This window comes from Gordonia sp. McavH-238-E, assembly GCF_022348225.1.
In the GTDB taxonomy this organism is placed as follows: domain Bacteria; phylum Actinomycetota; class Actinomycetes; order Mycobacteriales; family Mycobacteriaceae; genus Gordonia; species Gordonia terrae.
In genome coordinates, this window is sequence record NZ_JAKRFE010000009.1 from 289,976 (window position 1) to 314,394 (window position 24,419).

27 protein-coding genes and 1 other RNA gene are annotated in these 24,419 nt (G+C 67.7%); 13 read left to right on the forward strand and 15 right to left on the reverse strand.

The window, feature by feature from the left end; translation table 11 throughout:
• Positions 1–4 precede the first annotated feature (4 nt).
• Positions 5–1,789 (reverse strand): long-chain-acyl-CoA synthetase, encoded by a 1,785-nt coding sequence (locus tag MHN80_RS16265; protein WP_239402649.1) that lies wholly within the window; start codon positions 1,787–1,789, stop codon positions 5–7.
• 196 nt (positions 1,790–1,985) lie between these two features.
• Here MHN80_RS16265 and MHN80_RS16270 point away from each other — a divergent pair, with 196 nt between their 5' ends.
• Genes MHN80_RS16270 through MHN80_RS16300 form a run of 7 tightly spaced genes read left to right on the forward strand, consistent with a single transcriptional unit; the run spans position 1,986 to position 8,496 of the window.
• The gene (locus MHN80_RS16270; RefSeq protein ID WP_239402650.1) at positions 1,986–3,218 is read left to right on the forward strand and encodes a CaiB/BaiF CoA-transferase family protein; all 1,233 of its coding nucleotides are present in this window, start codon (positions 1,986–1,988) and stop codon (positions 3,216–3,218) included.
• A 20-nt stretch (positions 3,219–3,238) separates the two neighbouring features.
• Positions 3,239–4,078: an ABC transporter ATP-binding protein gene (locus tag MHN80_RS16275; protein WP_064571666.1), complete on the forward strand. Its 840-nt coding sequence runs from the start codon at positions 3,239–3,241 to the stop codon at positions 4,076–4,078.
• Positions 4,075–5,205 (forward strand): ABC transporter permease, encoded by a 1,131-nt coding sequence (locus MHN80_RS16280; RefSeq protein WP_239402651.1) that lies wholly within the window; start codon positions 4,075–4,077, stop codon positions 5,203–5,205. The genes MHN80_RS16275 and MHN80_RS16280 overlap by 4 nt, the downstream gene beginning before the upstream one ends.
• Entirely contained in the window at positions 5,202–5,840 is a 639-nt protein-coding gene (locus tag MHN80_RS16285) for a bifunctional 2-polyprenyl-6-hydroxyphenol methylase/3-demethylubiquinol 3-O-methyltransferase UbiG (protein ID WP_239402652.1), read from the forward strand. The genes MHN80_RS16280 and MHN80_RS16285 overlap by 4 nt, the downstream gene beginning before the upstream one ends.
• Positions 5,841–5,894: 54 nt before the next feature.
• Complete coding sequence (locus tag MHN80_RS16290; RefSeq protein ID WP_239402653.1) at positions 5,895–6,818, forward strand: metal ABC transporter substrate-binding protein; 924 nt, start codon at positions 5,895–5,897, stop codon at positions 6,816–6,818.
• On the forward strand, positions 6,815–7,621 hold the full coding sequence (locus MHN80_RS16295; protein WP_239402654.1) for a metal ABC transporter ATP-binding protein: 807 nt from the start codon (positions 6,815–6,817) through the stop codon (positions 7,619–7,621). Before MHN80_RS16290 ends, MHN80_RS16295 begins: the two co-directional genes overlap by 4 nt.
• Complete coding sequence (locus tag MHN80_RS16300; protein WP_064571662.1) at positions 7,618–8,496, forward strand: metal ABC transporter permease; 879 nt, start codon at positions 7,618–7,620, stop codon at positions 8,494–8,496. Before MHN80_RS16295 ends, MHN80_RS16300 begins: the two co-directional genes overlap by 4 nt.
• 56 nt (positions 8,497–8,552) lie before the next feature.
• On the opposite strand, the gene ssrA is transcribed toward MHN80_RS16300, so the two are convergent.
• Positions 8,553–8,926: a transfer-messenger RNA gene (ssrA, locus tag MHN80_RS16305) on the reverse strand.
• Between the two features lie 61 nt (positions 8,927–8,987).
• Entirely contained in the window at positions 8,988–9,569 is a 582-nt protein-coding gene (locus tag MHN80_RS16310; RefSeq protein ID WP_239402655.1) for a TetR/AcrR family transcriptional regulator, read from the reverse strand.
• Between the two features lie 144 nt (positions 9,570–9,713).
• Between MHN80_RS16310 and MHN80_RS16315 the strand changes: the two genes are divergently transcribed.
• Entirely contained in the window at positions 9,714–10,070 is a 357-nt protein-coding gene (locus MHN80_RS16315) for a hypothetical protein (RefSeq protein WP_239402656.1), read from the forward strand.
• Between the two features lie 144 nt (positions 10,071–10,214).
• Positions 10,215–10,766 (forward strand): hypothetical protein, encoded by a 552-nt coding sequence (locus tag MHN80_RS16320; protein ID WP_239402657.1) that lies wholly within the window; start codon positions 10,215–10,217, stop codon positions 10,764–10,766.
• A gap of 1 nt (position 10,767) precedes the next feature.
• Here the strand turns inward: MHN80_RS16320 and smpB are convergent, their stop codons facing one another.
• The 7 genes from smpB to MHN80_RS16355 all read right to left on the reverse strand — a co-directional run bounded on the left by smpB (position 10,768) and on the right by MHN80_RS16355 (position 16,137).
• Complete coding sequence (gene smpB, locus MHN80_RS16325) at positions 10,768–11,244, reverse strand: SsrA-binding protein SmpB (RefSeq protein ID WP_101821142.1); 477 nt, start codon at positions 11,242–11,244, stop codon at positions 10,768–10,770.
• A gap of 75 nt (positions 11,245–11,319) precedes the next feature.
• Positions 11,320–12,228 carry a permease-like cell division protein FtsX gene (ftsX, locus tag MHN80_RS16330; RefSeq protein WP_004023695.1) on the reverse strand — a complete coding sequence of 303 codons (909 nt, stop codon included), beginning with the start codon at positions 12,226–12,228 and terminating at the stop codon, positions 11,320–11,322.
• 54 nt (positions 12,229–12,282) lie between these two features.
• On the reverse strand, positions 12,283–12,969 hold the full coding sequence (ftsE, locus tag MHN80_RS16335; protein WP_004023696.1) for a cell division ATP-binding protein FtsE: 687 nt from the start codon (positions 12,967–12,969) through the stop codon (positions 12,283–12,285).
• Between the two features lie 91 nt (positions 12,970–13,060).
• A complete protein-coding gene (locus tag MHN80_RS16340; RefSeq protein WP_239402658.1) occupies positions 13,061–13,630 on the reverse strand; it encodes a hypothetical protein in 570 nt (189 codons plus the stop codon).
• Entirely contained in the window at positions 13,630–14,586 is a 957-nt protein-coding gene (locus tag MHN80_RS16345; protein ID WP_239402659.1) for a mechanosensitive ion channel family protein, read from the reverse strand. Before MHN80_RS16345 ends, MHN80_RS16340 begins: the two co-directional genes overlap by 1 nt.
• Positions 14,583–15,698 (reverse strand): peptide chain release factor 2, encoded by a 1,116-nt coding sequence (gene prfB / locus MHN80_RS16350; protein WP_004023699.1) that lies wholly within the window; start codon positions 15,696–15,698, stop codon positions 14,583–14,585. Before prfB ends, MHN80_RS16345 begins: the two co-directional genes overlap by 4 nt.
• A 46-nt stretch (positions 15,699–15,744) precedes the next feature.
• The gene (locus MHN80_RS16355; protein WP_064571658.1) at positions 15,745–16,137 is read right to left on the reverse strand and encodes a hypothetical protein; all 393 of its coding nucleotides are present in this window, start codon (positions 16,135–16,137) and stop codon (positions 15,745–15,747) included.
• Between the two features lie 19 nt (positions 16,138–16,156).
• Here MHN80_RS16355 and hisN point away from each other — a divergent pair, with 19 nt between their 5' ends.
• The gene (hisN, locus tag MHN80_RS16360; protein WP_239402660.1) at positions 16,157–16,960 is read left to right on the forward strand and encodes a histidinol-phosphatase; all 804 of its coding nucleotides are present in this window, start codon (positions 16,157–16,159) and stop codon (positions 16,958–16,960) included.
• Positions 16,961–16,966: 6 nt separating this feature from the next.
• Here hisN and MHN80_RS16365 read toward each other — a convergent pair whose 3' ends face one another.
• Positions 16,967–18,664, reverse strand: coding sequence for a nitroreductase family deazaflavin-dependent oxidoreductase (locus MHN80_RS16365; protein WP_239402661.1), 1,698 nt, complete (start codon positions 18,662–18,664; stop codon positions 16,967–16,969).
• A gap of 150 nt (positions 18,665–18,814) precedes the next feature.
• Between MHN80_RS16365 and MHN80_RS16370 the strand changes: the two genes are divergently transcribed.
• Positions 18,815–19,390, forward strand: a complete 576-nt coding sequence (locus MHN80_RS16370) for a TetR/AcrR family transcriptional regulator (RefSeq protein WP_004023703.1) — start codon at positions 18,815–18,817, stop codon at positions 19,388–19,390.
• 126 nt (positions 19,391–19,516) lie between these two features.
• Here MHN80_RS16370 and MHN80_RS16375 read toward each other — a convergent pair whose 3' ends face one another.
• Together MHN80_RS16375 and MHN80_RS16380 are read right to left on the reverse strand one after the other, a co-directional pair.
• Positions 19,517–20,176 carry an MBL fold metallo-hydrolase gene (locus MHN80_RS16375; RefSeq protein WP_101821147.1) on the reverse strand — a complete coding sequence of 220 codons (660 nt, stop codon included), beginning with the start codon at positions 20,174–20,176 and terminating at the stop codon, positions 19,517–19,519.
• Positions 20,177–20,225: 49 nt separating this feature from the next.
• Positions 20,226–20,684 (reverse strand): DUF2752 domain-containing protein, encoded by a 459-nt coding sequence (locus tag MHN80_RS16380; protein WP_239402662.1) that lies wholly within the window; start codon positions 20,682–20,684, stop codon positions 20,226–20,228.
• 183 nt (positions 20,685–20,867) lie between these two features.
• Here MHN80_RS16380 and MHN80_RS16385 point away from each other — a divergent pair, with 183 nt between their 5' ends.
• Positions 20,868–22,238, forward strand: a complete 1,371-nt coding sequence (locus MHN80_RS16385) for an acyl-CoA dehydrogenase family protein (protein WP_101821170.1) — start codon at positions 20,868–20,870, stop codon at positions 22,236–22,238.
• A 31-nt stretch (positions 22,239–22,269) separates the two neighbouring features.
• Positions 22,270–23,493, forward strand: a complete 1,224-nt coding sequence (locus MHN80_RS16390; RefSeq protein WP_004023707.1) for an acyl-CoA dehydrogenase family protein — start codon at positions 22,270–22,272, stop codon at positions 23,491–23,493.
• A 105-nt stretch (positions 23,494–23,598) separates the two neighbouring features.
• Here the strand turns inward: MHN80_RS16390 and crcB (MHN80_RS16395) are convergent, their stop codons facing one another.
• Together crcB (MHN80_RS16395) and crcB (MHN80_RS16400) are read right to left on the reverse strand one after the other, a co-directional pair.
• The gene (crcB, locus tag MHN80_RS16395) at positions 23,599–23,967 is read right to left on the reverse strand and encodes a fluoride efflux transporter CrcB (protein ID WP_239402663.1); all 369 of its coding nucleotides are present in this window, start codon (positions 23,965–23,967) and stop codon (positions 23,599–23,601) included.
• On the reverse strand, positions 23,964–24,416 hold the full coding sequence (gene crcB, locus MHN80_RS16400; RefSeq protein WP_239402664.1) for a fluoride efflux transporter CrcB: 453 nt from the start codon (positions 24,414–24,416) through the stop codon (positions 23,964–23,966). Before crcB (MHN80_RS16400) ends, crcB (MHN80_RS16395) begins: the two co-directional genes overlap by 4 nt.
• Positions 24,417–24,419 lie beyond the last annotated feature (3 nt).

Genomic DNA, 24,419 nt, shown 5'->3' on the forward strand with positions numbered 1-24,419 from the left:
CGCGTCAGCCCTTCCGACGCGCCCCGGCCAGTTCGTCGACGAATTCGGGGTAGAACTCGACGTACTTCTCCCCCGCCAACACGTACAGCGGGTCGTCACCGGTCTCGGCGTACCCCTGCTTGCGCAGCTCGGTGCGCATGTTCTTGAACGTCGACGTGTGCTCGAGTTGCGGGACGATCCGCACGAACAGCGGCAATGCGTAGGCCGGCAGTCCGGTGCGAACGTGCCGCGCCAGCCCGTCCGCGTCGAACGACTCCCCGTCCTGCAAGCTGATGGCGGCCATGCCGGCCTTGCCGTCGACCCCCGGGATCGGCACACCGAACACGACTGCCTCCTCGACGGCCGGGTGGGCGTCGAGCACGGCCTCGACCTCGGTGGTGGCCACGTTCTCACCCTTCCACCGGAAGGTGTCGCCGATGCGGTCGACGAAACCGATGTGCGAGAAACCCTGATCGCGCACGACGTCTCCGCTGTTGAACCACTTGTCGCCCTTACGCTTCGCGTCGCGGACGATCTTCCGCTCGGTCGCCTTCGGATCGGTGTAGCCGTCGAAGGGAACTCGCGAGTTGATCTGCGCCAGAAGCAAACCGGTTCCGCCACGGCCGACCGGCTTCACCCGGCCGTCGGGACCGCGCAGCGGCTCTCCGGTCTCCTCGTCGTATTCGACGATCGTGTACGGCAACGGCGAGAACCCGGCCGTCTTGGACAAGCCGAAGACATTGATGAATCCGATGTTCGCCTCGCTCGCCGCGTACAACTCGACGATGCGGTCGATTCCGAAGCGTTCGGTGAACGCATCCCAGATGTCCGGGCGCAGACCGTTGCCGACGGCGAGGCGCAGGCGGTGCGCACGATCGGTCGGCTTCGGCGGCTGCGCAAGCAGATAGCGGCACAGCTCACCGATGTAGGCGAACGCGGTGGCGTCGTTCTCGATGACCTCGTCGATGAACTTCGACGCCGAGAACTGCTTGCCGATGGCCAGGCACGCGCCCGACGCGAGGACCGACGACACCGAGATCGTGAGTCCGTTGTTGTGATAGAAGGGCAGCGCCGTGTACATGACGTCGTCGCCGCGCAGCCGGATTCCCAGACCACCGATGCCGTTCATGGCCACCAGCCAGCGATAGTGACTCATCTTGCTCGCCTTGGGATATCCGGTGGTGCCGGACGTGAAGATGTAGATGGCGGTCGATCCGACCTCGATCGACTCGGTGACCGCCAGGTCGAGGGGCGAGCAACGCGCGGTCAGGGTGGCGAGCTCGTCGAAGGTGAACTCCTTCGCCGGGCGGCACCCGGCGGGCACCGACTCGAGCGCCGCCAGCAGATCGCGCTCATAGAGAACGACTTTCGGCTCGATCAGACCGAGGCTGTGTTCGAGAACAGTGCCCCGCTGGTTGTAGTTCAGCATGCCGCAGATCGCACCCGTCTTGACGATGGCGAGCATGGTGATGACCACGTCGGGGTGGTTGCGCGACAGCACGGCGACGACGTCCCCGCGACCGACGCCCTCCCGAATCAGGAAGTCGGCGAGCCGGTTCGCCCGCGCGTTGGCATCGCGATAGGTGATCGAGGTGCCCTCGAACCGGAGAAAATCCCGGTCGGGGTACTTGTCGACGCTCTGCTGGAAGCGCTTGCCGATCGACATCTTGGTCGTCGGCGGCTTGGGCAGCATCTGCGGCAAGGTGCGCAGGATCGTGCCGGCATCACCACGCAGCGACGCGACTCCCGACATCATGTCGGCCAACCGGATGTCCGGCAGGAGTCCCGTTCCCGATGCGTGATCAACCATGTTTTCCAGCCTCCCCTGTGTGTTGGACGACACACACCCTAGCCGGGATTCGTCGTCAATGACACGGCGGGGCGTAATTGTTCCAATCGATCCATGTGCGGTCGGGCCCGGTCACCGCCGTGCAACTCCCAACGCGATCCTCGCTGCGTCGATGTCGGAGCTTGGCGAGCGCCGGGTGACCGGCCACACTGTCCTGATGACCGACACCTCGCGACCGATGAGCGAACGCCCCGCCGGCCCCCTCGACGGCGTCATCGTGCTCGAGTTGGGCACGCTCATCGCGGGCCCCCACGCCGCACGACTGCTGGGCGACATGGGCGCCGAGGTCATCAAGATCGAGGCGCCGGGCAAGCCCGACCCGATCCGCACCTGGGGCCAGGCCGAGGTCGACGGCCACCGCTTCTACTGGACGGTTCACGGGCGCAACAAGAAAGCGGTCACCCTCGACCTGCGGTCCGATCGCGGCCGCGAACTGTTCCTCGGTCTCGCCGAGCGAGCCGACGTCGTCGTCGAGAACTTCCGTCCCGGAACGCTGGAGCGGCTCGGCATCGGACCGGACGTGCTGTCCGCACACAACCCGGGGCTCGTCGTGGTGCGTGTCTCGGGTTACGGCCAGACCGGCCCGGACTCGACCCGCGCCGGTTACGCCTCGGTCGCCGAGGCCGCGAGCGGGCTGCGTCATCTGAACGGGTACCCAGGCCAACTCCCGCCGCGGATCGCCCTCTCGCTGGGCGACACACTGGCGGGGATGTTCGCGGCGCAGGGCGCACTCGCCGCGCTGGTCCGGCGTTCGGTGACCGGCAGGGGGCAGGTCGTGGACACCTCGCTCATCGAATCCTGTGTGGCGGTACAGGAATCGGCCATCGCGGACTACGACGCCGGGGGCGTCGTGCGCGGGCCGTCGGGCACCCGCCTCGACGGCATCGCGCCGTCGAACCTCTACCCCACCAGCGAGGGCACCCACGTCATCATCGCCGCCAACCAGGACTCGGTCTTCGCGAGACTGTGCGCAGCGATGGGACAGCCCGAACTCGCGACCGACGATCGATTCGCCGATCACGCCGCCCGTGGCCGCAACCAGGACGAACTCGACGCCCTCATCGGCGACTGGTCACGACAGCACTCCCCGGAGAAGTTGACCGAGATCCTAGGCGCGGCAGGCGTTGTCGTGGGTCCGGTGAACACCGTCGCCGAGGTGGTCGCCGACCCGCACCTGAAGGAGCGCGGGATGATCGCCGAACACTACGACGAACGTGCCCAGCGCACCGTGCTCGGACCCGGCGTCGTGCCGCAGTTCAGCGACACCCCCGGCGGCATCCGCAACGCCGGTCCCCCGGCCCCCGGTTGCGACAACGAGACCGTCTACGGCGGGTTGCTGGGGTTGTCCGAAGACGAGGTCGCGGCGTTGCGGGAGGCCGGGGTCATCTGACACTCGGCTACGGTCGAGGCATGTCACTGGTCGCGACCGGGCTCTCGCGCACCTTCGGACGGCACACCGCCGTCGTCGATGCGAGCCTCGAACTCAGATCCGGCAGGATCACCGGCCTCGTCGGCCCCAACGGGGCCGGCAAGACGACTCTGCTCCTGCTCCTCGCCGGCCTGCTCGCCCCCGACACCGGCTCGATCACGGTCGACGACGCCCCGGTGCAGCCGACCGACATGCGTCGGCTGACCGGGTGGATGCCGGACATCTTCGGCACCTGGGAGAGTCTCACGGCGCGCGAGATCCTGACGACGTTCGGCAAGCTCTACGGAATGCCCACCACCCAGGCCCGGCAACGCGCCGCTGAACTCCTCGAGCTGGTCCACCTGACCGATCTCGCGACGCGGCCGGCACACGAGTTGTCGCGCGGCCAGAAACAGCGACTCGGCTTCGCCCGCGCCCTGGTGCATCGGCCCCGGATCCTCCTGCTCGACGAGCCGGCCTCCGGCATGGACCCGCGGTCGCGGATGGACTTGCGCAGTCAGTTACGCCGCCTCGCCGACGATGGATGCTCGATCCTCGTGTCGTCGCACATTCTCTCCGAGCTCGAGGAGATGGTCGACGACGTCGTGCTGATGACCGAGGGCCGGACCCACGCCCCGCAGGGCGCGGCCGGCGGGGTATGGCGCATCAGACTCGTCGGGCAGCCTCCCGGGCAGGCGCGGGACGTCCGTTTCGACGACGAGTCCGACGCCGCGCGGCACCTCGCACAACTGGTGTCCTCCGGGGCCGCGGTCAGCGAATTCACTCCCGTGTCCACCGGCATCGAAGACGCCTACCTCGCACTCGACCCGGAGCGCCGATGATCACGCAACCCGACGCGCCATCGTCGCGCACGTCATTCACCGGCTGGTGGCGCATGGTCGGGGTCATCGTCGAACTCGAACTGCGCCAGCGGCTCCGGACGACGAGGTGGAAGGCCACGCTCATCGTCGCCTTCGTCGTGATCTCGCTGGCGGTCTTCGGATCGATGTACCTGGCCGTGGCAGTGTTCGGCGGCACCTACACCGGATGGGCGTCGAACCTGTACGGGCTCCTGGTCGGATTCCTGTTGCTGCTCGGGATCATCGTGGCCCCGACGCTGGCGGCGACGACGATCAACGGCGACCGCAAGGATGCAACCCTGGCCGTGGTCCAGGACACCGCGATCGGCAACTGGCAACTGGCGCTCGGCAAGCTCATCGGGAGCTGGGTGGCCGGGATGGCCTTGGTCGCCGTCGCCACCCCGTATCTGATCTGGGGCGTGATCGAAGCGCCGCAACCGATCTGGCGCGGCGTGCTCGGCGCGATCGTCCTGGCACTGATCTTCGCCTGCTACGCGGGAATCGGACTCGGATTCTCCGCGGTGACGGCGCGCCCGGCGGGATCCGCGGTGTTGACGCAAGCGGCCGTCTTCTTCCTCCTCCTCGGCCTCCCGGTGGTCTTCGGCCTCCTGTATCCGACGGTCGCACAGACGCATTCGGTGGTCCGCACCGAGACGACGGTGACCGACCCATCGAGCCCGACGCCGACCTGGACGTGTCGGGAGGTCACCCGAGACGAGGAGTTCCACCATCACGAACGCATCTGGTGGCTCCTCGCCCCGAACCCGTTCTTCATCGTGGCCGACGCCGTGTCCTCGCCACCGGAGAACCCGATGAGATCCTCCGACAGCACGGCGGCTCAGGAGATCTCCCGGACGCTGTCGGCAGTGCGGGCGGGTCCGTACATCGGCCCACGGACGTGCGCCGACATCTCCTACGGTTACGTCGACCAGCACGCCCCCACCGGACACATCGCCCGCGAGGCCGCCCACGAGACGTCCGAGATGGGCCACTCGTGGGTTGTCGGCCTGGGGATCTATCTGGTGTTCGGTGGGCTGGGTTACGTCGTCGCCGCACGTCGTCTCCGGATTCCGGCCGGAAAACTCCCGCGCGGCGTCCGGATCGCATGAGTTCAGCTGACGACACCGGGTTCCAGCCCGGATACGACGCACTCGCCGACCTGTACGCCACGACGTTCCCGTCACCGTTCTCCAACACACTGCAGCGTCACGTCATCGATGCCTTCGTCGACCATGTCCGCGGGAGCGGCGTCCCCGGAACCGTGCTGGACGTGGGCTGCGGGCCGGGTGGGGTGACGGCGGAAGTGGCGGCCGCGGGCCTCGATGTCATCGGCGCCGATCCGAGTACGGAGATGGTGCGGATCGCGAGAACGTCGCATGCCGACCTTCGGTTTGTCCTCGACGATGCACGGCTGAGATCGCCAGAGCTCGACGGAATCGACATAGCCGCAGTGGTCGCGCGGTTCAGCCTGATTCATGTGCCGCCCGGATCCGTCCCGGACATCCTCCGCGGCTGGGCCGCTCGGATGAGGCCCGGCGGCGTCGTGCTGATCGCGGGACAGACCACCGAGGCGGACGAGGTCACCGAGTTCGATCATCGCGTGGCGCCCGCCTGGCGGTGGCACCCGGATCGCATGTCCGCCGCCCTGGCCGGAGCCGGGTTCGACGAGGAATGGCGAACGGTGCGCCGCGCCGACGACGACCACCGTTTTCCCGAGTTCCACCTGCTCGCACGGCGGCGGTAGCTGCGAGCACGCCCCGAACTAGAAAGTTCGGGCAGCCGAAACTATAGTGTCGGCATGCCCAAGCGCGCGCGTCGTCGGTTCGTCCCCGTCGGGGCCCTCCTTGCCGCCGTCTGCACGATCGTCGCGGGGTGCACGCTGTCGAGCCGGCTCCCCGACGAGAAGGTCGTGCTCACGACGTTCACCGTGCTCGCCGACATCGCCTCGGAGGTCGCCGGCGACCGCCTGGAGGTGGAGTCGATCACCAAGCCGGGCGCCGAGATCCACGGGTACGAGCCGACCCCCGGCGACATCCGGCGCGCCGCGACGGCCTCGCTCATCCTCGACAACGGTCTGAACCTCGAAGCCTGGTTCGCGCAGTTCGTCGACGGCCTCGACGTCCGGCACGTCGTCGTCAGCGAGGGTGTCGAGCCGATCGACATCGCTTCGGATGCATACGCGGGCAAGCCGAATCCGCATGCGTGGATGAGTCCGGTGAACGTGCAGATCTATGTCGACAACATGGTTCGGGCGTTCACGGAACTCGATCCCGACGGCGCCACCACCTTCAAATCCAATGCGGCCGCCTACAAGAGGCAGCTTCAGCAGGTGCAGACCGGCCTCACCTCCGCACTGGCCGGACTGCCTGCCAACGAACGGGCCCTCGTCACCTGCGAAGGCGCGTTCTCCTACCTCGCCCGCGACGCCGGGCTCACCGAGCGCTACATCTGGCCGGTCAACGCCGAACAGCAGGCGACGCCGCAACAGGTCGCGGACACGATCGACTTCGTCCGGGCAAACCGTGTCCCCGGCGTGTTCTGCGAATCCACCGTCTCCGACGCCCCGATGAAGCAGGTCGTCAACGCGACCGACGCCCGATTCGGCGGCACCCTGTACGTCGATTCGCTTTCCGAGGCCGACGGCCCCGTACCCACCTACCTCGACCTCATCCGCCACGACGTCGCGACCATCGTGTCGGGCCTGACCGGGAGCAACACGTGAACGCCTCAGCGACAAGCGGTTCCGCCATCGAGGTGACGGACGTGACCGTGCGGTACGGCGACATCCTCGCCCTCGACCACGCGTCGGTGCGAGTACCGGCCGGCCAGGTGTGCGGCCTTGTGGGCATGAACGGATCGGGCAAGTCGACGCTGTTCAAGACGATCGTGGGGTCGGTGACCCCGACGACCGGCACGGTCCGGCTCGGCGGTCGGACGCCGGCCGCGGCGCGTCGAGCCGGCGCGCTCGGCTACGTGCCGCAGTCCGAGGACATCGACTGGACCTTCCCGGTCTCGGTCCGCGACGTCGTGATGACGGGTCGCTACGGCCATCTGGGATTCACGCGTCGCCCGAAACGGTCCGACCACGACGCCGTCGACGAAGCGCTCGCACGCGTCGAGCTCACCGACTTCGCCGACCGCCAGATCGGCCAGTTGTCGGGCGGGCAGCGCAAGCGGGCCTTCGTGGCGCGCGGCATCGCGCAGGAAGCCGGGATCCTGTTGCTCGACGAGCCGTTCGCCGGCGTCGACAAACGCACCGAGGCCACCATCACCGCGCTGCTGCGCGAGCTCGCCGACGCCGGGACGACGATCCTGGTGTCCACCCACGACCTGCAGGTCCTACCCGAGCTGGCCGACGAGGCGATCCTGCTGATGCGCCGGGTGATCGCCCAGGGCGCGCCGACCGAGGTGATCACCACCGACAACCTCGTCCGCGCGTTCGGCCTCGATCCACTCGCCCGACCGACTTCCGAACGCCGCGAGTTCGGGCGCCTCGACTCCGAACACCACGAGGAGGTCTCGTGACCATCGTCGACATCCTTCTCGACCCGTTCGCCTACGCGTTCATGACGCGTGCGCTCTGGGCGACCCTGATCGCCTCGGTCGTGTGTGCGCTGCTGTCGTGTTGGCTCGTGCTGATCGGCTGGTCGCTGATGGGCGACGCCGTCTCGCACGCGGTCTTGCCCGGCGTGGTCCTCGCCTACATCGTCGGCGTCCCGTTCGCCATCGGCGCGGTGATCTTCGGCTTCCTCGCGGTGGCACTGATCGGCGCCGTCCGCGACGGCGGCCGGGTCAAGGAGGATGCGGCCATCGGCATCGTCTTCACGACCCTGTTCGCATTCGGGCTGGTGCTGATCTCGGTAACGCCGAGCCAGACCGATCTGAACCACATCATCTTCGGCAATCTGCTGGGTGTCTCGACGTCGGATCTGGTGCAGATCGCGATCCTGGGCGCGATCGTGGCGACCCTGCTCCTTCTCAAGCGGCGCGACTTCACTCTGTACGCCTTCGACCGCACGCACGCCTTCGCGATCGGCCTCAGCCCGCGGCTACTGGGCGCCGCCCTCCTGGCGCTGCTCGCCCTCACCGCGGTAACAGCCCTGCAGGTCGTCGGCATCGTGCTGGTGGTCGCGATGCTCATCATCCCGGGCGCGACGGCCCGATTGCTCACCGACCGGTTCGGCCGGATGCTGATCATCGCACCGGCCATCTCGGCGATCTGTGGGGTCATCGGCCTGTACATCTCCTATTACCAGGACACCTCGCCCGGCGGGATGGTCGTCCTCGTCCAGGGCATCGCGTTCTTCGGTGTGTATCTGTTCAGTCCGACCCACGGGGTCATCACCAAACGACGCAAACACCGCGAGAGTGCGTCCCTCGACGCGCTGACTACCGGTTGATCGGCCCGAGCCCATGACAGACGAAAGCGCCCCACCTGAACAGGTGGGGCGCTTTCTCGTGGAGCTGCCGGGAATTGAACCCGGGTCCTCCGTCGTGTTGTTAGGGCTTCTCCGTGTGCAGTCCGCTATGTCTCTACTTGGATCTCTCGGTCACGCGAACAAGCCGAGATGACGATCCCAGTCGCTGTTTGGTGTTCCGACCTCACCCGCGACCGGCGAGGACGGTGAGCTCCCATGGATGATGCCGGCATCCGGGTCTGGGAGCATAACCCGGGCCGACAGACTAGCCGTCGCTACTCAGGCAGCGAGGGCGTAGTCGCGCTGATTGGAATCGGCGCTTAATTGGTTGCTGCGACGCTCACGGTGGTCTCCAGCCTGCACCGACACGCTTCCCCTATCTCGACGCACGAAGTCGAAACCGATCAGCCCCGAGTAGGACCCGCCGACCGGAGTCAGCGAGCACTTCAGTCTAACAACTCGTTCCGCAGAGTTCATTCCCGTTTCCCCCGAGACCTCCGGCGGGGGTCACTCTCGGCGGCGAAGACCATGGGCGCGAACGCGGTGACGACTCGGTCCTCCCAGTCACCGGCGACACCTCCGGTGCGGGCGCGTTCGGCGACGAGCGCCCCGACGATGCCGTCGACCAGCATCTCCGGCTCCATCGTCGCCGCGAATTGACCGCGCCGTTTACCCGCGTCGAGTACCTCTCGGAGTTCGGCGCGGTGGCGCGCGAGGACCTGTCGGAAGAGCACGCCGAACTCGGGATCGGAATCGGTCAGCAGGGCCGCCATGCCGCCGAAACCGATTCCGTCGAGCACCATCGACGCCGCGTGGGTCACCACCCAGCGCAGCCGGGCCTCCGCGGGAAGGTCCGCATCAGGCGGCTCGACGACAGCGACGTCGAGCAGAGCTGCGCCGAGCATCTCGTTCCGGTTGCGGTAGCGGCGATAGATCGTCGTACGCGCCACCCCGGAATGGGCTGCCACGCTCTCGATCGTGACCCCGGCCGGTCCGCGGGTCCGGAGCAACTCCAGGGTCGAACGGACGATCTTCGGGCCGCTGCCGCCTGCCACGTCGTGGTCACCTCACGTTTTCCCGCCGATTCCGGTTTCGACCGTCGGCAGGAATACTACCGCGCCACGAAACGCTACACGTAGCGTAGCGATACAGTCGCTGTAGCGATCCGGGTCGGGACCACTCAGCGAAAGGACTCCTTCATGCACGACACACCTCGATCGACATCCGTGGCTTTCACCGGATATCTGATCCTGCTTCTCGGATTTCTGTTCCTCGGGTTGTTCGTGATGGCACTGGCCGGCGGCATCGCCGCGCCCGCATGGCCGTTCGGCGCCGCCATGGCTGTCTTCCTGATCACGTCTGTCGCGTGCTTCCGGCATCAATCAGAGCTCAGCCGCCGGTCGCGGATCTCCGGCGGCGACATCGTGTCCGCTGATCCACTGACACCGCTCCTCCGGCGAACCGACATCGAGCGCTACGAGCGCACGTACCGCCCCAGAGCCGACGTGTCGACCATGCACCGGACGGAGTGGACCAGCGTCGATCGCGCCGCGTGACGACGACAACCCGCGCAATGGCGGAGTCGTCGAGCTGCCAGCTCATTCACAGCTGCCCGCCAGGCCCGGCCCAGGCGCCACCGGGATCGTGGAGACCTCGTGAGCCGAGGACGGACTCGGCCGACCGACGAGAGCGAGACCGACATGACCTCCCCGACCCCCGGCGAGCACGAACCCGACCGCGCCTCCCCCAACCCGCAGGCGTCCGACCCATCTGACGACGCCGCGACCACGCCGATCAGCCCGACGCCGACGCCGACGCCGGGAGCGAACCCCCATGACTCCCTCGACGCGAACGGCTCCGCCGCCCACGGCATGCCCGCCGAATCCCACCCGGTTGCACCGAAAACCGCGCCGGCGCGCTCGGCCCTGATCGCCGGCGCAGCCGGACTGGCCATCGTCGCGGGCGCGCTGGGTTTCGGGGCCGGTTACATCACCGGTGACACGACGTCCGAGCGTCCCGCACCGGCCGCCGTCTGGCAGCAGGGCGGCAACGGGCCCGGAATGGGAGGCGGCCCACAGATGAATGGACCCCAGATGAATGGACCCCAGATGGGTCAGCCCGGGATGGGCGGCCTACCGGGCAGGCAGAACCGCGACGGTGAGGGCGACCCCGAGTCCGACGAGCAGGACGGTCAGAACACGACGCCCGGGGCGCCGACGCAGCAACAGGGTCAGGCCGACACGGGCGCCTGACTCACCCCATCCCCTTCACGCGACGCCCGACCTCACGCTCGACCTCGCGTTGGGCGGTGCGCTTGGCGATGTCCTGGCGCTTGTCGTGGGCCTGTTTACCGCGGGCCAGGGCGAGCTCGACCTTCACCTTGCCGTCGTTGAAGTACATCGACAGCGGCACCAGCGTGAGATTGCCGTCGCGGATCTTGCCGACGAGGTTGTCGATCTCGCGCCGGTGCATCAGCAGTTTGCGCTTGCGCCGCACGGAGTGATTGGTCCAGGAGCCGTTGCCGTACTCGGCGATGTGCAGGGCATGAAGCCACACCTCGCCGTCGTCGATCGTCGCGAACGCGTCGACCAGCGACGCCTTGCCTGCCCGGAGACTCTTCACCTCGGTGCCCACGAGCACGATCCCGGCCTCGAAGACGTCGAGGATGGCGTAGTTGTGCCTCGCCTTGCGATTGGACGCGATCACATTGCGTCCCTTTTCCTTCGGCATGCACTCACCTCCTCGCTCTGATGGTGACCGCTGCGTTGCAGATCACCGACGTTCCGAACCGTCGAGACCGACGGATCATTCCCGGACATAGACACGAAGCGTGACATACGCGGTCGCGCCGGCCAACACAATTCCGCCGAGCACGAGCCACGGGGCGACGAACAGCACGTCGGTCAGCTCGATCCGCGCGAAGAAGCTGACCCCGTACAACTCGCGTAACGCGTTGTCGAAGAAGAACTTCTTGGCCAGCAGCAGGCCACCGATGGCCAACACCGAGCCGACGAAGGCCGACACCACCGCCTCGAGCAGGAACGGCAGCTGTGTGTACCACCGGGTGGCGCCCACCAGGCGCATGATCGAGACCTCGGTCCGTCTCGTGAAGGCCGCGACCTGAACGGTGTTGATGATCAACAGGATCGCGGCGATCGCCAGCACCGAGGCGATCGCGAACGTCGCGTTGCGTACGCCGTCGAGCACGCTGAAGATCCGCTGCACCAGTTTGCGGTCGTCCTTGAAGGCGTCGACTCCCAGATCCTTCCGGGCCGCGTATTTGGTGAGCACCGCATCGAACTGATTCGGGTCGGACACCCGCACACGCAGGGAGGCCGGCAGCGTGCCCTCCACGATGTTCTCGGCGAGGTCGGGGTTGTTCGCGAAGATCTCCTTGGCGCGCTTGAAGGCCTCGTCCTTGTCCAGGTAGGTCACCGAGGTGACGCCCGGCTCGTTCTCGAGACCCCGACGCAGCTGGGCACACGGGTCGGATTCGCACTGCGGATCCCGCTCGGTCACCTCGGGATTGAGATAGAACTCCATCTCCACCCGGTCGAGGAAGATCTGCTGGCTCTTGTCCGCCATCTGGATCACCAGCAGACCACCACCGAACATTCCCAGTGTGATCGCGGTGGTGATGATCATCGCGATGGTCATGGTCGCGTTGCGGCGGAGTCCGTGGAGAACTTCGCTGATGATGAAATTCGCTCGCATGTCTGCTCAGACAGTCCTTGGGTCTCGGGGAAGTGTGTCGGGGCCGGCTGCGCGTCAGCCGATCCCGTACACGCCCTGCGGGTCGTTGCGGACGAGTTGGCCGCTGTCGAACTCGAGAACCCGTCGTCGCATCGCATCGACGATGTGACGGTCGTGGGTGGCCATCACCACCGTGGTGCCGCGGCGGTTGACGCGATCGAGCACGTCGACGATCTCTTCACTGGTCTCGGGGTCGAGGTTGCCGGTGGGCTCGTCGGCCAAGAGCACCAGCGGCCGGTTCACGATGGCGCGGGCGATCGCCACGCGCTGCATCTCACCACCGGACAGTTCGTTGGGCATGCGGTCGTGCTTGCCTTCGAGGCCGACGTACTCGAGCACTTCCGGTACCACCTTCTGGACGGTGGAACGCGGTCGTCCGATCACTTCGAGGGCGAAGGCGACGTTCTCCGCCACCGTCTTCTTCTGAAGCAGTCGGAAGTCCTGGAACACACATCCGATGGACTGGCGCAGCTTCGGCACGGACCCTGCCCGCAGTTTGTTCACGTGGAACTCGCCGAGGTAGACCTCGCCGCTCGTCGGCCGGTCCTCCTTGAGGAGGAGTCGGAAGAACGTCGACTTGCCCGACCCCGACGGACCGATCAGAAACGCGAACTCCCCCTTGTCGACCTCGAGGCTCAGATCTTTCAGAGCGGGTCGACTGGACGCCTTGTACTGCATCGTGACGTTCTCCAGCTTGATCACGATGTGCCAGTGTAACGACGACTCCTGAGAGTGCGTTCAGGCGCGACACCCCGTTGCATCCACCCGCCTGACCAGCCGTTTTCCGGCCGGGTCAGCGTGTCGGGACCGTGGTGGTCGGGGTCTGCCCGCCGAAATTCGGGAGAGGGATGTTCGGCAGCCCGGGGATGGTCTCGCGGCTGGTGCTCGGCGTCTGCGACCGCGTCCCGTCCGTCGACGTGCCGTCCGTGCCGTCGACACCGCCGGTGGTGTCGGTCGTCGACGATTCGGTGGTGGTGCTCCTCGTCGACGACGTCGTGGACGGCGGCGGCTCGTAGGTCGGTTCGACCGTCTGCGATGACGTCGGCGCGGGCCGCGCGGGCGCCGGCGCCACGACGCCGTAGCGCTGCGAGGTGTACCCGTACAGCACACAGCACGCCAGGAACACGGCGACGAGGATCGCTGTGCTGGTCCGGATCCGCGTACGCGCGATGTGACCCCAGTCGATGCGCCGTCTGCGGTCGGAGCCGGACGGCGACTCCTGCGAGGGCGGATCCTGCGGGGGGATGCCCTGCGTCGGGATGATCTGGGTGGGGTCGTCCGCGCCGGGGATGGGTCGGGCGGTTCGGTCCTCGTGGGGCCCGTCGCGGCCCGGGGTGTCACCTGGGATGTTCGAGTCGGCCATCAGTCTCCCCCGTCCCGGTTGCCCTGGTCGGCGTGCGTCGCCGGCGGACCTCCCGCGGACCGCACCTCACGTGCGGGGACGTTGATCCCCTCCCGAGCCAGCGCCCGGATGATGTGCACACGCAGCGCGCGCCCGACCTCGAACTGTTTGCCCGGCAGGGTGCGCGTCACCATGCGCACGGTGATCGCGTCGAGCTCGAGGCTGATGACTCCGAGCGACGACGGCGCGTCGAGCAGGAGGTCGTGCCACCGGGGCTGCGCGTAGAACTCCCGGCCGACCCGATCGAGCGTCTCGTTGACCATCCCGATGTCGGCCTCGGACGGGACCGGGACGTCCACGACCGCGCGTGCCCAATCCTTGGACAGGTTGGTCGCCTTGACGATCTGACCGTTGGGAACGGTGATGACCTCTCCCTCGGCGGTACGCAGCTTGGTCACCCGGAGCGTGACGTCCTCCACGGTGCCCTCGGCCGGCGCGTTACCGGTCACCGTCAGGTTGACCACGTCGCCGTAGCCGTACTGCTTCTCGGCCACGACGAAGAATCCGGCCAGGATGTCCTGCACGATGCGCTGCGCGCCGAAACCGAGTGCGGCGCCGATCACCGCGGTGGGTCCGGTCAACCCGCTGAGTGGGATGCCGAACACCGACAGTGCGTGGATGATCACGATGATCGCGATCACCACGATCAGCGTCCAGGCGACGACGTCGACCAGGGCCCGTCGGTGCTTCGCATCTTCGGTCTGCACGATGAGATCGCTGGTCGAGAACCGCGAGTCCACGCGCGAGGCGTATTTGTCGGCACCCCAGCGGATCAGCCGGGCCAGGAGCACGGCACCCAGGATCCAGATGACGATCTCGAGTCCGCTCGTCGCCAACCAGACGTAGACCCGGCCGAGCAGAACTTCGGTCGGGGTCGGCGCAGCGGCCAGCACGAGGTCGGCGGCTGAGGTGATCACGCTTCGGTGGTCGCCATCCGCCAGCGGATCCCGGCCTCGATGAACTTGTCCAGCTCGCCGTCGAGCACGGATGTGGGGTTGTTGTCCTCGACGCCCGTCCGCAGGTCCTTCACCATCTGGTACGGGTGCAGCACGTACGACCGCATCTGGTTGCCCCAGCTCGAGCCACCGTCCCCCTTCAGGGCATCGAGTTCGGCGCGTTCCTCTTGCCGCTTGCGGTCGAGGAGTTTGGCCTGCAGGACGCGCATCGCCGACGCCTTGTTCTGCAGCTGGCTCTTCTCGTTCTGACACGTCACGACGATCCCGGTCGGGATGTGTGTGAGGCGGACCGCGGAGTCGGTCGTGTTGACCGACTGCCCGCCGGGGCCGGAGGACCGGTACACGTCGACCTTGATGTCGTTCTCGTCGACGTCGATGTGGTCGGTCGTCTCGACCACCGGCAGCACCTCGACCTCGGCGAACGACGTCTGGCGCCGGCTCTGGTTGTCGAACGGACTGATGCGCACGAGTCGATGGGTGCCCTGCTCGACGGAGAGGGTGCCGTACATGTACGGGGCCTTCACCGCGAAGGTCGCGCTCTTGAGGCCCGCCTCCTCGGCGTAGGACGTGTCGTAGACCTCGACCCCGTACCCCTTCTGCTCGGCCCACCGGATGTACATGCGCATCAGCATCTGAGCCCAGTCCGCGGCGTCGACGCCGCCGGCACCCGAGCGGATGTTGACGACCGCGTCGCGCGAGTCGTACTCGCCGGCGAGCATCGTCTTGACCTCCATCGCCTGGATGTCGGTCCGCAGGCTCTCGCGCTCGGCATCGGCGTCGGCCAGGGCGGCGACCTTGTCGTCACCCTCTTCGGCATCGGCGAGCTCGTACAGCACGGGGAGATCCTCGAGCCGCTGGCGCAGCTCGGAGACCTTCCGGAGTTCGGATTGCGCGTGCGACAGCTCGCTGGTGACCTTCTGGGCATGGTCCTGGTCGTTCCACAGGTCCGGGTCCGAGGCCTGCATCTCGAGCTCGTCGATGCGACGGCGCAGCTCTTCGAGGTCGAGCACCTTCTCCACGGTGGTCAAGGTGGCGTCGAGGGATTCGAGGTCTGCGGTCACGTCGGGATGCACGGTTATCCAGAGTACCGACAGTCCGGCGCGGGAGCGCCCGGGAGGATCAGAGTGGGTCGGGGCCGGGCTCGGGCATGACGCCGAACCGCCACGACGTCGCGGCCTTGTTCGGCTTGTAGAGAACCGGCAGATCGTCGCCGATCTGCGGCCAGGGGTCCCCTGCCCCGAGCACCAGCGTCCCGTACACCTCGGTGGGGCTGGTCTCGGGACCGACGATCGTCCCGGAGATCGTGCAGAAGCGGTCGCCGTTCTTGTCGGTGGCGCTCCGGGTCGGCTCGTCGTCGCGGTCGGAGACCCCGACGATGGTGAACGTGCCCTGCACGAACTGGGAGGCCTTCGCCGCCGACATCGGCTGCGGATTGCGTCCGCGCTGCCACTGAACCACCAGCACCACCACGAGTGCCGCGATCAACAGGGTGAACGTCACGGTCAGCAACATGACAGCTACCCTACCGGGCATGTCCGTCCCTCCCGGCCCGACGAAGTACAGCGACGACGTCGAACTCGCACTCTCACTCGCCGACTCCGCCGACGCGCTGACGATGGACCGGTTCGGGGCGGTCGATCTCCGCGTCGACGACAAGCCGGACCTCACACCCGTATCCGACGCCGATCTCGCCTGCGAGACGATGATCCGCGAACGGCTCGCGGCGCGCCGGCCCACCGACACCGTTCTCGGCGAGGAGTTCGGCGGCGACGCCGCACTGTCCGGACGGCAATGGGTCGTCGATCCCATCGACGGCACCAAGAACTTCGTGCGCGGCGTCCCGGTGTGGGCCACCCTGATCGCGCTTCTCATCGACGGCGTGCCGACGGTCGGCGTGATCTCGGCGCCGGCCCTCCGCCGACGGTGGTGGGCGGCAACGGGTCTCGGCGCCCATACCCGGTTCGACGACGAAGACGTGCGTCGCCTGTCGGTGTCCGGGGTCGCCGACCTCGGGTCGGCGAGCCTGGCGTTCTCGAGCCTGTCCGGGTGGGCCGACCGCGGCATCCGGGACCGGTTCGTCGACCTCACCGACCGGGTGTGGCGCGTGCGCGGTTACGGCGACTTCTTCAACTACTGCCTCGTCGCCGAGGGCGCGGTCGACGTCACCGCCGAACCCGAGGTCTCGCTGTGGGACCTGGCACCCCTCGACGTCCTGGTGCGCGAGGCGGGCGGACGCTTCACCGCGCTCGACGGCACACCCGGACCCGCCGGCGGTAGTGCGGTGGCCAGCAACGGGCTGCTCCACGACGAGGTCGTCGAGGCCCTGCGCGCCTGAGGACGTTCAGTCGGTGAAGGTGATCCGCACCGAGATCGGGTCACTCTGGAGCGCGCGGAACCCGGCCGAGGTCAGACCGGCGAACAGGGGGCGGGTCGCGAAGGAACGCACCCGTGCGGCCACGTCGTCGTCGGGGACGAACTGCGCAGTCCCCGTGCGCCACTGACGGCCCTGGCGGATGCGCACCGTCGGATTCGCCGAGATGTTGATCCCCCATCCCGAGCGCTTGCCATGCTGACTGATGACCCACGCGCCGTCGGCGTCGAAGGCGGCCGACACCGGAACCGTGCGAGCCAGACCGGATCTGCGGCCGACGGTCTCCAGATCCGTTGCCAGGTGGGTGCCGATCCCGAGTCGATTGAGCGCGGCCACAGCCGGATTGGCGAGGTGGCGTCCGACCCATCGCTCGAACCGGAACTTCCGGGCCGCCCTGGCGTCGGCCGAGGTCACGTTCCGGGTGCTCCGCAACGCGCCGATCCCGTTGCGCCGTACCGTCGTCACCGCGGTCCGCCACAGCGCACGGGTGGGGTCCGGGTCTCCGCCGCCGGCCATCCGGTGCAGTTGGTCGGTGTGCCACTGGAGATCGAGTGCCCCCTCCAGAGACCGGGCCGTCGCGGCGCTGGACAACCGGGCCGGAAGCGGCAACCGCTGCTGTTGTGATGTCAGACGATCGGCGTCGCCGGTCATCACGTCCCTTGCCGCCGTCGGCGCGGTCACCGTCGGCCGGCCGATCCCGACGATGTCGCACGCGCCCTCGGCGATCGCCGCCGCCATGGCCGTGTGCGTGCGGAAACCGCCGGTGACGGCCAGCGGGATCCCGGCGGCAAGTTCGCGGACGGTGACGGCGTACTCGAGGAAGTACGCCTCCCGCTCGCGCGTGCTCGCCGACTGGACAGGTCGACCCATCATCGCGGGGGACTCGTAGCTCCCGCCGCTGATCTCGATGAGATCGAGCGCCTCCGCCGCGAGCAGCGCGATCACGGTGCGCGACTCCTCCTCCGAGAATCCACCGCGCTGGAAGTCCGCGGAGTTCAGTTTGATGCCGACACCGAAACCCGGCCGGACGGCGGCGCGCACCGCTCGGACGACCTCGAGGGCGAAGCGGGCCCGGTTCTCGATGGAGCCGCCCCACCGATCCTCGCGCCGGTTGGCCAGCGGCGAGAGGAACTGCGACAGCAGGTATCCGTGGGCACCGTGGATCTGCACACCGTCGAAGCCCGCGGTCTCGGCCACCGCGGCGGTGGTGGCGAACCGCGTGATGATGTCCTCGATCTCGGCCTCGGCGAGCGCACGAGGCGTCGGCACCCCGGGGATGGCCAACCGGACCGCCGACGGGGCCACCACCCGCCCCTCGGTCGTCAGCGGATTGGCCTGCCGCCCTGGATGATTGATCTGCATCCAGATGGGTGATCCACCGTCCTGGGTGGTCTTCGCCCAGCGCGTGAGCGCGTCGAGGTGACGGTCGTCTTCGACCACGACGTTCCCGGGTTCCCCGAGATACCGGCGGTCGACCATCACGTTGCCGGTGATGACGAGACCGTAAGAGCCTGCGGCCCAGCGGGAGTAGAGACGCTCCAGACGAGCGTCCGGGCCGGCGTCCGCGTCGCCCAGCCCCTCGCTCAGAGCCGCTTTCATGATCCGGTTCGGCAGAACCTGGCCCGACGGAAGCGTCAAGGGTGCGGACAGTGTCACCGTGTCGGTCATGTTTCGTCTCCTACGACTGATCGCGCGTCCCCCGCGTGACGGACCGCAATGTATACCGATTGGTCTACCGCCCTGAACCCTAGTAGACCGCTTGGTATACTGCAAGCGTCGGTGGCCAGCGACGCCCCGGCACGACGAGGAGTGGCACCGATGGCAGCGCGCGACCAATTGATCGAGGCGACCGCAGATCTCATGCGACGGCACGGCGTCGCGGGCACCGCCATCTCGGACATCCTCGAGAGCAGTGGTGTCGCCCGGCGATCCATCTACCTCAACTTCCCGGGCGGCAAGTCGGAATTGGTGGCGGCGACGACGCGCAGTGTGGGCGACACGATCACCGCACTCCTCACCGACATCGTCGCCGAGCCCGATCCGATCATGGCGTTCGCCGAGATGTGGTCGGCAGCGTTGTCCGCGACCGACTTCGAGGGCGGGTGCCCCGTGGTGGCCGCCGCACTGGGCCGCCTCTCGGCACCGGAGGCGGCGGCCGCGGCCACCGAGGTCTTCGACGAATGGCGAGGCCTGATCGAGCGCCGGTTACTGGATGACGGCGTCGCGCCCGACGTGACCGCTTCGCTGGCCGCCACCATCGTCGCGGCGATCGAGGGTGCGGTGGTCCTCGCCGAGGCCGCACAGACCACCACGCCGCTGATCCAGGTGGCGACTCATCTCAACGAGCTCGTCGCCCTGCACCGACCGAAATCGGACGACACCCGGAGCGAGTGAGGCGATCTTCTGCTCGCCGAGGTGCGAGCGAAGCGACCTCCCGCTCGCCGAGGTGCGAGCGAAGCGACCTCCTGCTGCGAGTGTGTCTGTGGTTCTTTCGGATCAGCGAGCAGGGCGGGGTGACACTCACACCTGCGTGGCGTGTTCCTTCTCCAGCACCGTGAACTCGGTCGCGTCGTCCTTCATGTCGGCGAGTCGTCCGTAATGGATTCCACTACCGGCGTCGGACAGGATCGCCTGATGGATCGGCACCGCGACCCGGGGTGCCATCGCCCTCAGGTAGTCGACCGACTCGCTGAGTTTCATCCACGGAGCGGCCGACGGCAGCGCGAGGACGTCCACCTGCTCGAACGGGATGTAGAACGAATCACCGGGATGCATGAACTGCCCCGGCTGCTCGGCGGTACCCAGGACGTAGGCGACGTTGTCGATCACCGGGATCTCGGGATGGATGACCGCGTGCCGGCCGCCGGTGAAACGTGCGGTGAGCGAACCGATCCCGATCTGATCGCCGCTGCGGGCGGCCGTCCACTCGCCGGCCACGGCGTCGCCGTTGAGCTGTTTCGTCGTCTGCGGATCGGCGTACAGGATCGCGTCGGGGTTGGCCGCGACGAGATCGGGCAACTTCGCGACGTCGCAGTGGTCGGGATGCTGATGGGTGATCAGAATGGCGTCGAGGCCGCTGATGCCGTCGAATCCGTGCGAGAAGTTCCCCGGATCGAAGAGCACCTTGGTCCCGTCGATCTCGACGAGCAGACAGGAATGGCCGAAGTGGGTGATCTGCATATGTCCACTGTGCACGTTCACACGGCGGCATGGTCGGACAAACGCTCGCTCACACGACGATCGGGAAGACTCCCCAACCGAACGCAGCGTCGAGAATGCGCACGACACCGTAGGTGAGCCACACTCCCAGCAGAACGGCACCGACCGGGCCGAGTACGAGGTCGCGCCACGTGGACAGCGGCGCCCCGCGCCGGCGCACCAGGGTGAGGGCCGCGGTCACCACGGTCACGGCGGTCAGCACCAGGAACACCGGCCCGAACACATTGAACGTGAACGCCGACCCGACGTCGCCGTGCATGAGCGCCACCCAGCTACGAGTGAGGCCACAGCCGGGACACGGAAGGCCGGTCATCACCGCGAACGGGCAGAGTTGCGGCCCGTCGGCGACACCGCCCGGGGTGAACACGCAGGCAGCACCGAGTGCAGCCGCGCCGGCCACCGCGACGGTTGTCGCGCCCACCACCTGATTGGCTGATAAGCCCTGCTCGCGGCGGTGATCGAGGGTCATGCGGCCAGCCTAGCGGGTGGGCGGGCAGGCGGTGTCGGACAAGTGCGTGACAAACTTCTTACTCCAAAGTAAGGTTGGGACTTACTACCGAGTAAGATCGGTCGCATCGACCCTGTCCACCCATTCCGGTGGATCCACGCAGAGACCCCGACCGGGGCGACTGGAAAGAAACGGCTGGTGATCATGACAACTCACACCGAACCGCGCGACACCTCCGCAGTCGGCCGCAACCCGCACCCGCGCAACTTCATCGGCACCGCGATGCGCGTCCTGACCACGGTGACGGGCTCGGAGTTCGCCGAGAAGTACAACATCCGCGAACCGATCAACCGCATCGCCTACCAGGGCACGAAGACCGGGTTCCAGACCCTCGGTGCGGCGAACCGCGCCTTCAAGGCAGCCCAGGGCGGCGGGTCGGGCCAGGCCAAGCGCCTCACCAGCGCGCCGAAGGACTACTTCAACCTGACCCCCGACGACGAGCAGCAGATGATCGCCGAGACGGTGAAGGAGTTCGCCACCGAACTCCTGCGCCCGGCGGCCCACGACGCCGACGCCGCGGCAGCAGCGCCCGAGGAGCTCGTCGCGCGCTCGGCCGAGCTCGGCATCACGATGATCAACGTCCCCGAGGAGTTCGACGGCGCCGCGTCCGAGCGTGGTGTGGTGACCAACGCACTGGTCGCCGAGGCGATGGCCTACGGCGACATGGGACTCGCACTCCCCCTCCTCGCGCCGAGCGGTGTCGCCACCACGCTCACCAACTTCGGCACCGACGAGCAACAGCGCACCTACCTGCCCGACTTCGCCGGTGAGAACGTGCCGCAGTCGGCGGTCGTCATCGCCGAACCGCGCCCCCTCTTCGACGCATTCGCGTTGAGCACCAAGGCAACTCGCGTACCCAGCGGATTCCGGCTGAACGGCGTCAAGTCGTTCGTCCCGGCCGCCGGATCGTCGGAACTGTTCCTCGTCGGCGCGCAGCTCGACGGCAAGCCCGCGCTGTTCGTCGTCGAGTCCGACACCAAGGGACTCATCGTCGAGGCCGATCCCGGGATGGGCGTGCGTGCGGCGGGTATGGGTCGCCTGCTGCTGCAGGACGTCGCCGTCCCCGCATCCGCCATCGTCGGCGGTGAGGGCGATGCCGCGGCAGCCGCATACCGCGACGTCGTGCGCCTCTCGCGCCTCGGCTGGTCGGCGCTGGCCGCCGGCACCGCACGTGCCGTCCTCGACTACGTCATCCCCTACGTCAACGAGCGTGAGGCCTTCGGCGAGCCGATCTCCAACCGCCAGGCGGTGGCCTTCATGGTCGCCACGATGGCCACCGAGGTCGATTCGATCCGCCTCGTCACGCTGCGTGGCGCAGCCCGCGCCGAGCAGGGCCTGTCCTTCGCCCGCGAAGCCGCACTGGCTCGCAAGCTGACCATCGACAAGGGACTGCAGATCGGTCTCGACGGCGTCCAGCTGCTGGGCGGCCACGGGTTCACCAAGGAGCACCCCGTCGAGCGCTGGTACCGCGACCTCCGCGGCGCCGGCATCGGCGAAGGCATCGTCGTCCTCTGACCAGCTCTCCGACGTAGCGAAAGAACCTCTCATGAGCATCAATCTCGAACTCCCGAAGAAGCTGCGCGTCACCGTCGATCAGGCACACCAGGCGGCGGCCGAGATCTTCCGGCCCATCTCGCGCAAGTACGACCTCCGCGAGCACGACTACCCCGTCGAACTCGACACTCTCGCAAGCCTGTACGACGGTCTGTCCGAGACCGGCCAGGCCGGTGCGGGCGCGGACGGCGGCCGTAGCCAGCAGAAGAAGGAGAAGCCCCGGGCCGAGGGCGCCGTGGTCAACGGCGGCAACATGCAGTCCGTCGTCAACGTCATCGAAACGTCCTGGGGCGACGTCGGACTCATGCTGAGCATCCCGTATCAGGGTCTCGGCAACTCGGCGATCGCCGCCGTGTCCACCGACGAGCAGCTCGAACGCTTCGGCAAGGTGTGGGCGGCCATGGCCATCACCGAACCCGGCTTCGGCTCCGATTCGGCCGCCGTCTCGACCACCGCCACTCTCGACGGTGACGAGTACGTCATCAACGGCGAGAAGATCTATGTGACCGCCGGATCGCGCGCCACCCACATCGTCGTCTGGGCGACCGTCGACAAGAGCGCCGGCCGCGCCGCCATCAAGAGTTTCGTGGTCCCGCGGACGCATCCGGGCGTCACCGTCGAACGTCTCGAGCACAAGCTCGGCATCAAGGTCTCCGACACCGCCGCGATCCGCTTCGAGAACTGCCGCATCCCCAAGGAGAACCTGCTCGGTTCACCCGAGGTCGACACCAAGAAGGGGTTCGGCGGGGTCATGCAGACCTTCGACAACACCCGTCCCCTGGTGGCGGGTATGGCGGTGGGTGTGACCCGGGCGGCTCTCGAGGAGTTGCGCCGGATCCTCGACGAGGCCGGCATCGAGGTCGATTACGATCGCCCCGCCGCCGACCAGCACGCCGCCGCGGCCGAATTCCTGCGCATGGAAGCCGATTTCGAGGCCGCCTACCTCCACACGATGCGGGCCGCGTGGATGGCCGACAACAAGCAGCCGAACTCCACCGAGGCGTCGATGTCGAAGGCCAAGGCCGGGCGCACCGCCACCGACGTCACCAACAAGGTCGTCGAACTGACCGGCACCCTCGGCTACTCGGAGCGGCTCCTCGTCGAGAAGTGGGCGCGTGACTCCAAGATCCTCGACATCTTCGAGGGGACCCAGCAGATCCAGAACCTGATCATCGCGCGGCGTGTGCTGAACAAGAGCAGCGCCGAGCTCAAGTGATCGCCTGACCCAACGCCTCTCGGCCCCGCCACGGAGTTTCCGTTGCGGGGCCGAGTCGTTGGTGTGCCGAATCGTTGATGAGCCGAGCCGTCGGTGGGCCGGCGATCAGACGAGCCGGGCGACCCACATGCCGACTGCGCACGCGGTCACCGACGCGACGAGTGTTCCGATGGCGTACGCCCCGGCCCGCCACCGGTCGTTCCGCTGCACCAGCCGTACCGTCTCGAACGAGGCGGTGCTGAATGTCGTGTAGCCACCGCAGAACCCGGTGCCGGCGATCAGCTGCCACTCGTGTGGCGCCCCGTGGAAGACCACGACCCCCGCGAGCACACCCAGCAACGCCGAACCGCTGACGTTGATCGCGAACGTGCCCCACGGCGTGGTCGTCGGCCATCGGTGTCTGACCGCTCCGTCGACGACGAACCGGGTGACCGCACCGAGCGCCCCCGCCACCATCACGGCCAGCGCGATCATGCCCGCGCCGCCCGGGCGGCGAACGCGATCCCGCAGGCTGCCGCCGCGAGACCGAGTACCACGCTGACAACCGCGTAGGTCAGCGCGGTCACCACCGCGGACGCCCGTGTGAGTTCGGTGATCTCCAGCGCGAAGGTGCTGTACGTGGTCAGCGCTCCGCAGATGCCGGTACCCCCGAAGAGGCGTATGCGCTGGCGCCACCCCTCGTCGTGACCGAGTCGGGCAAGCAATTCCAAGAGCGACCCCAGGATGAACGCGCCGACGATGTTGACCCCGAACGTCGCCCACGGCCAGTGCCCGTGCTGGGCCGGGAACATCTCCTCCGCCCAGTACCGTACGCCCGTGCCGATCAGTCCCCCGGCGAACACCCAGGCGAGCGCATGCACCCGGAGGTGGAGCGGACGTTCGTCTGGGTCGACGGGGAGTTCACGGTGCTCGTCTCGGTGCACGGG

Excerpts from the sequence above, each read along its gene's own strand:
- MHN80_RS16265 (WP_239402649.1), bottom strand. The coding sequence starts at position 1,789 with ATGGTTGATCACGCATCGGGAACGGGACTCCTGCCGGACATCCGGTTG.
- MHN80_RS16270 (WP_239402650.1), top strand. The coding sequence starts at position 1,986 with ATGACCGACACCTCGCGACCGATGAGCGAACGCCCCGCCGGCCCCCTC.
- MHN80_RS16275 (WP_064571666.1), top strand. The coding sequence starts at position 3,239 with ATGTCACTGGTCGCGACCGGGCTCTCGCGCACCTTCGGACGGCACACC.
- MHN80_RS16280 (WP_239402651.1), top strand. The coding sequence starts at position 4,075 with ATGATCACGCAACCCGACGCGCCATCGTCGCGCACGTCATTCACCGGC.
- MHN80_RS16285 (WP_239402652.1), top strand. The coding sequence starts at position 5,202 with ATGAGTTCAGCTGACGACACCGGGTTCCAGCCCGGATACGACGCACTC.
- MHN80_RS16290 (WP_239402653.1), top strand. The coding sequence starts at position 5,895 with ATGCCCAAGCGCGCGCGTCGTCGGTTCGTCCCCGTCGGGGCCCTCCTT.
- MHN80_RS16315 (WP_239402656.1), top strand. The coding sequence starts at position 9,714 with ATGCACGACACACCTCGATCGACATCCGTGGCTTTCACCGGATATCTG.
- MHN80_RS16320 (WP_239402657.1), top strand. The coding sequence starts at position 10,215 with ATGACCTCCCCGACCCCCGGCGAGCACGAACCCGACCGCGCCTCCCCC.
- smpB (WP_101821142.1), bottom strand. The coding sequence starts at position 11,244 with ATGCCGAAGGAAAAGGGACGCAATGTGATCGCGTCCAATCGCAAGGCG.
- ftsX (WP_004023695.1), bottom strand. The coding sequence starts at position 12,228 with ATGCGAGCGAATTTCATCATCAGCGAAGTTCTCCACGGACTCCGCCGC.
- MHN80_RS16340 (WP_239402658.1), bottom strand. The coding sequence starts at position 13,630 with ATGGCCGACTCGAACATCCCAGGTGACACCCCGGGCCGCGACGGGCCC.
- MHN80_RS16355 (WP_064571658.1), bottom strand. The coding sequence starts at position 16,137 with ATGTTGCTGACCGTGACGTTCACCCTGTTGATCGCGGCACTCGTGGTG.
- hisN (WP_239402660.1), top strand. The coding sequence starts at position 16,157 with ATGTCCGTCCCTCCCGGCCCGACGAAGTACAGCGACGACGTCGAACTC.
- MHN80_RS16365 (WP_239402661.1), bottom strand. The coding sequence starts at position 18,664 with ATGACCGACACGGTGACACTGTCCGCACCCTTGACGCTTCCGTCGGGC.
- MHN80_RS16370 (WP_004023703.1), top strand. The coding sequence starts at position 18,815 with ATGGCAGCGCGCGACCAATTGATCGAGGCGACCGCAGATCTCATGCGA.
- MHN80_RS16375 (WP_101821147.1), bottom strand. The coding sequence starts at position 20,176 with ATGCAGATCACCCACTTCGGCCATTCCTGTCTGCTCGTCGAGATCGAC.
- MHN80_RS16380 (WP_239402662.1), bottom strand. The coding sequence starts at position 20,684 with ATGACCCTCGATCACCGCCGCGAGCAGGGCTTATCAGCCAATCAGGTG.
- MHN80_RS16385 (WP_101821170.1), top strand. The coding sequence starts at position 20,868 with ATGACAACTCACACCGAACCGCGCGACACCTCCGCAGTCGGCCGCAAC.
- MHN80_RS16390 (WP_004023707.1), top strand. The coding sequence starts at position 22,270 with ATGAGCATCAATCTCGAACTCCCGAAGAAGCTGCGCGTCACCGTCGAT.
- crcB (WP_239402663.1), bottom strand. The coding sequence starts at position 23,967 with ATGATCGCGCTGGCCGTGATGGTGGCGGGGGCGCTCGGTGCGGTCACC.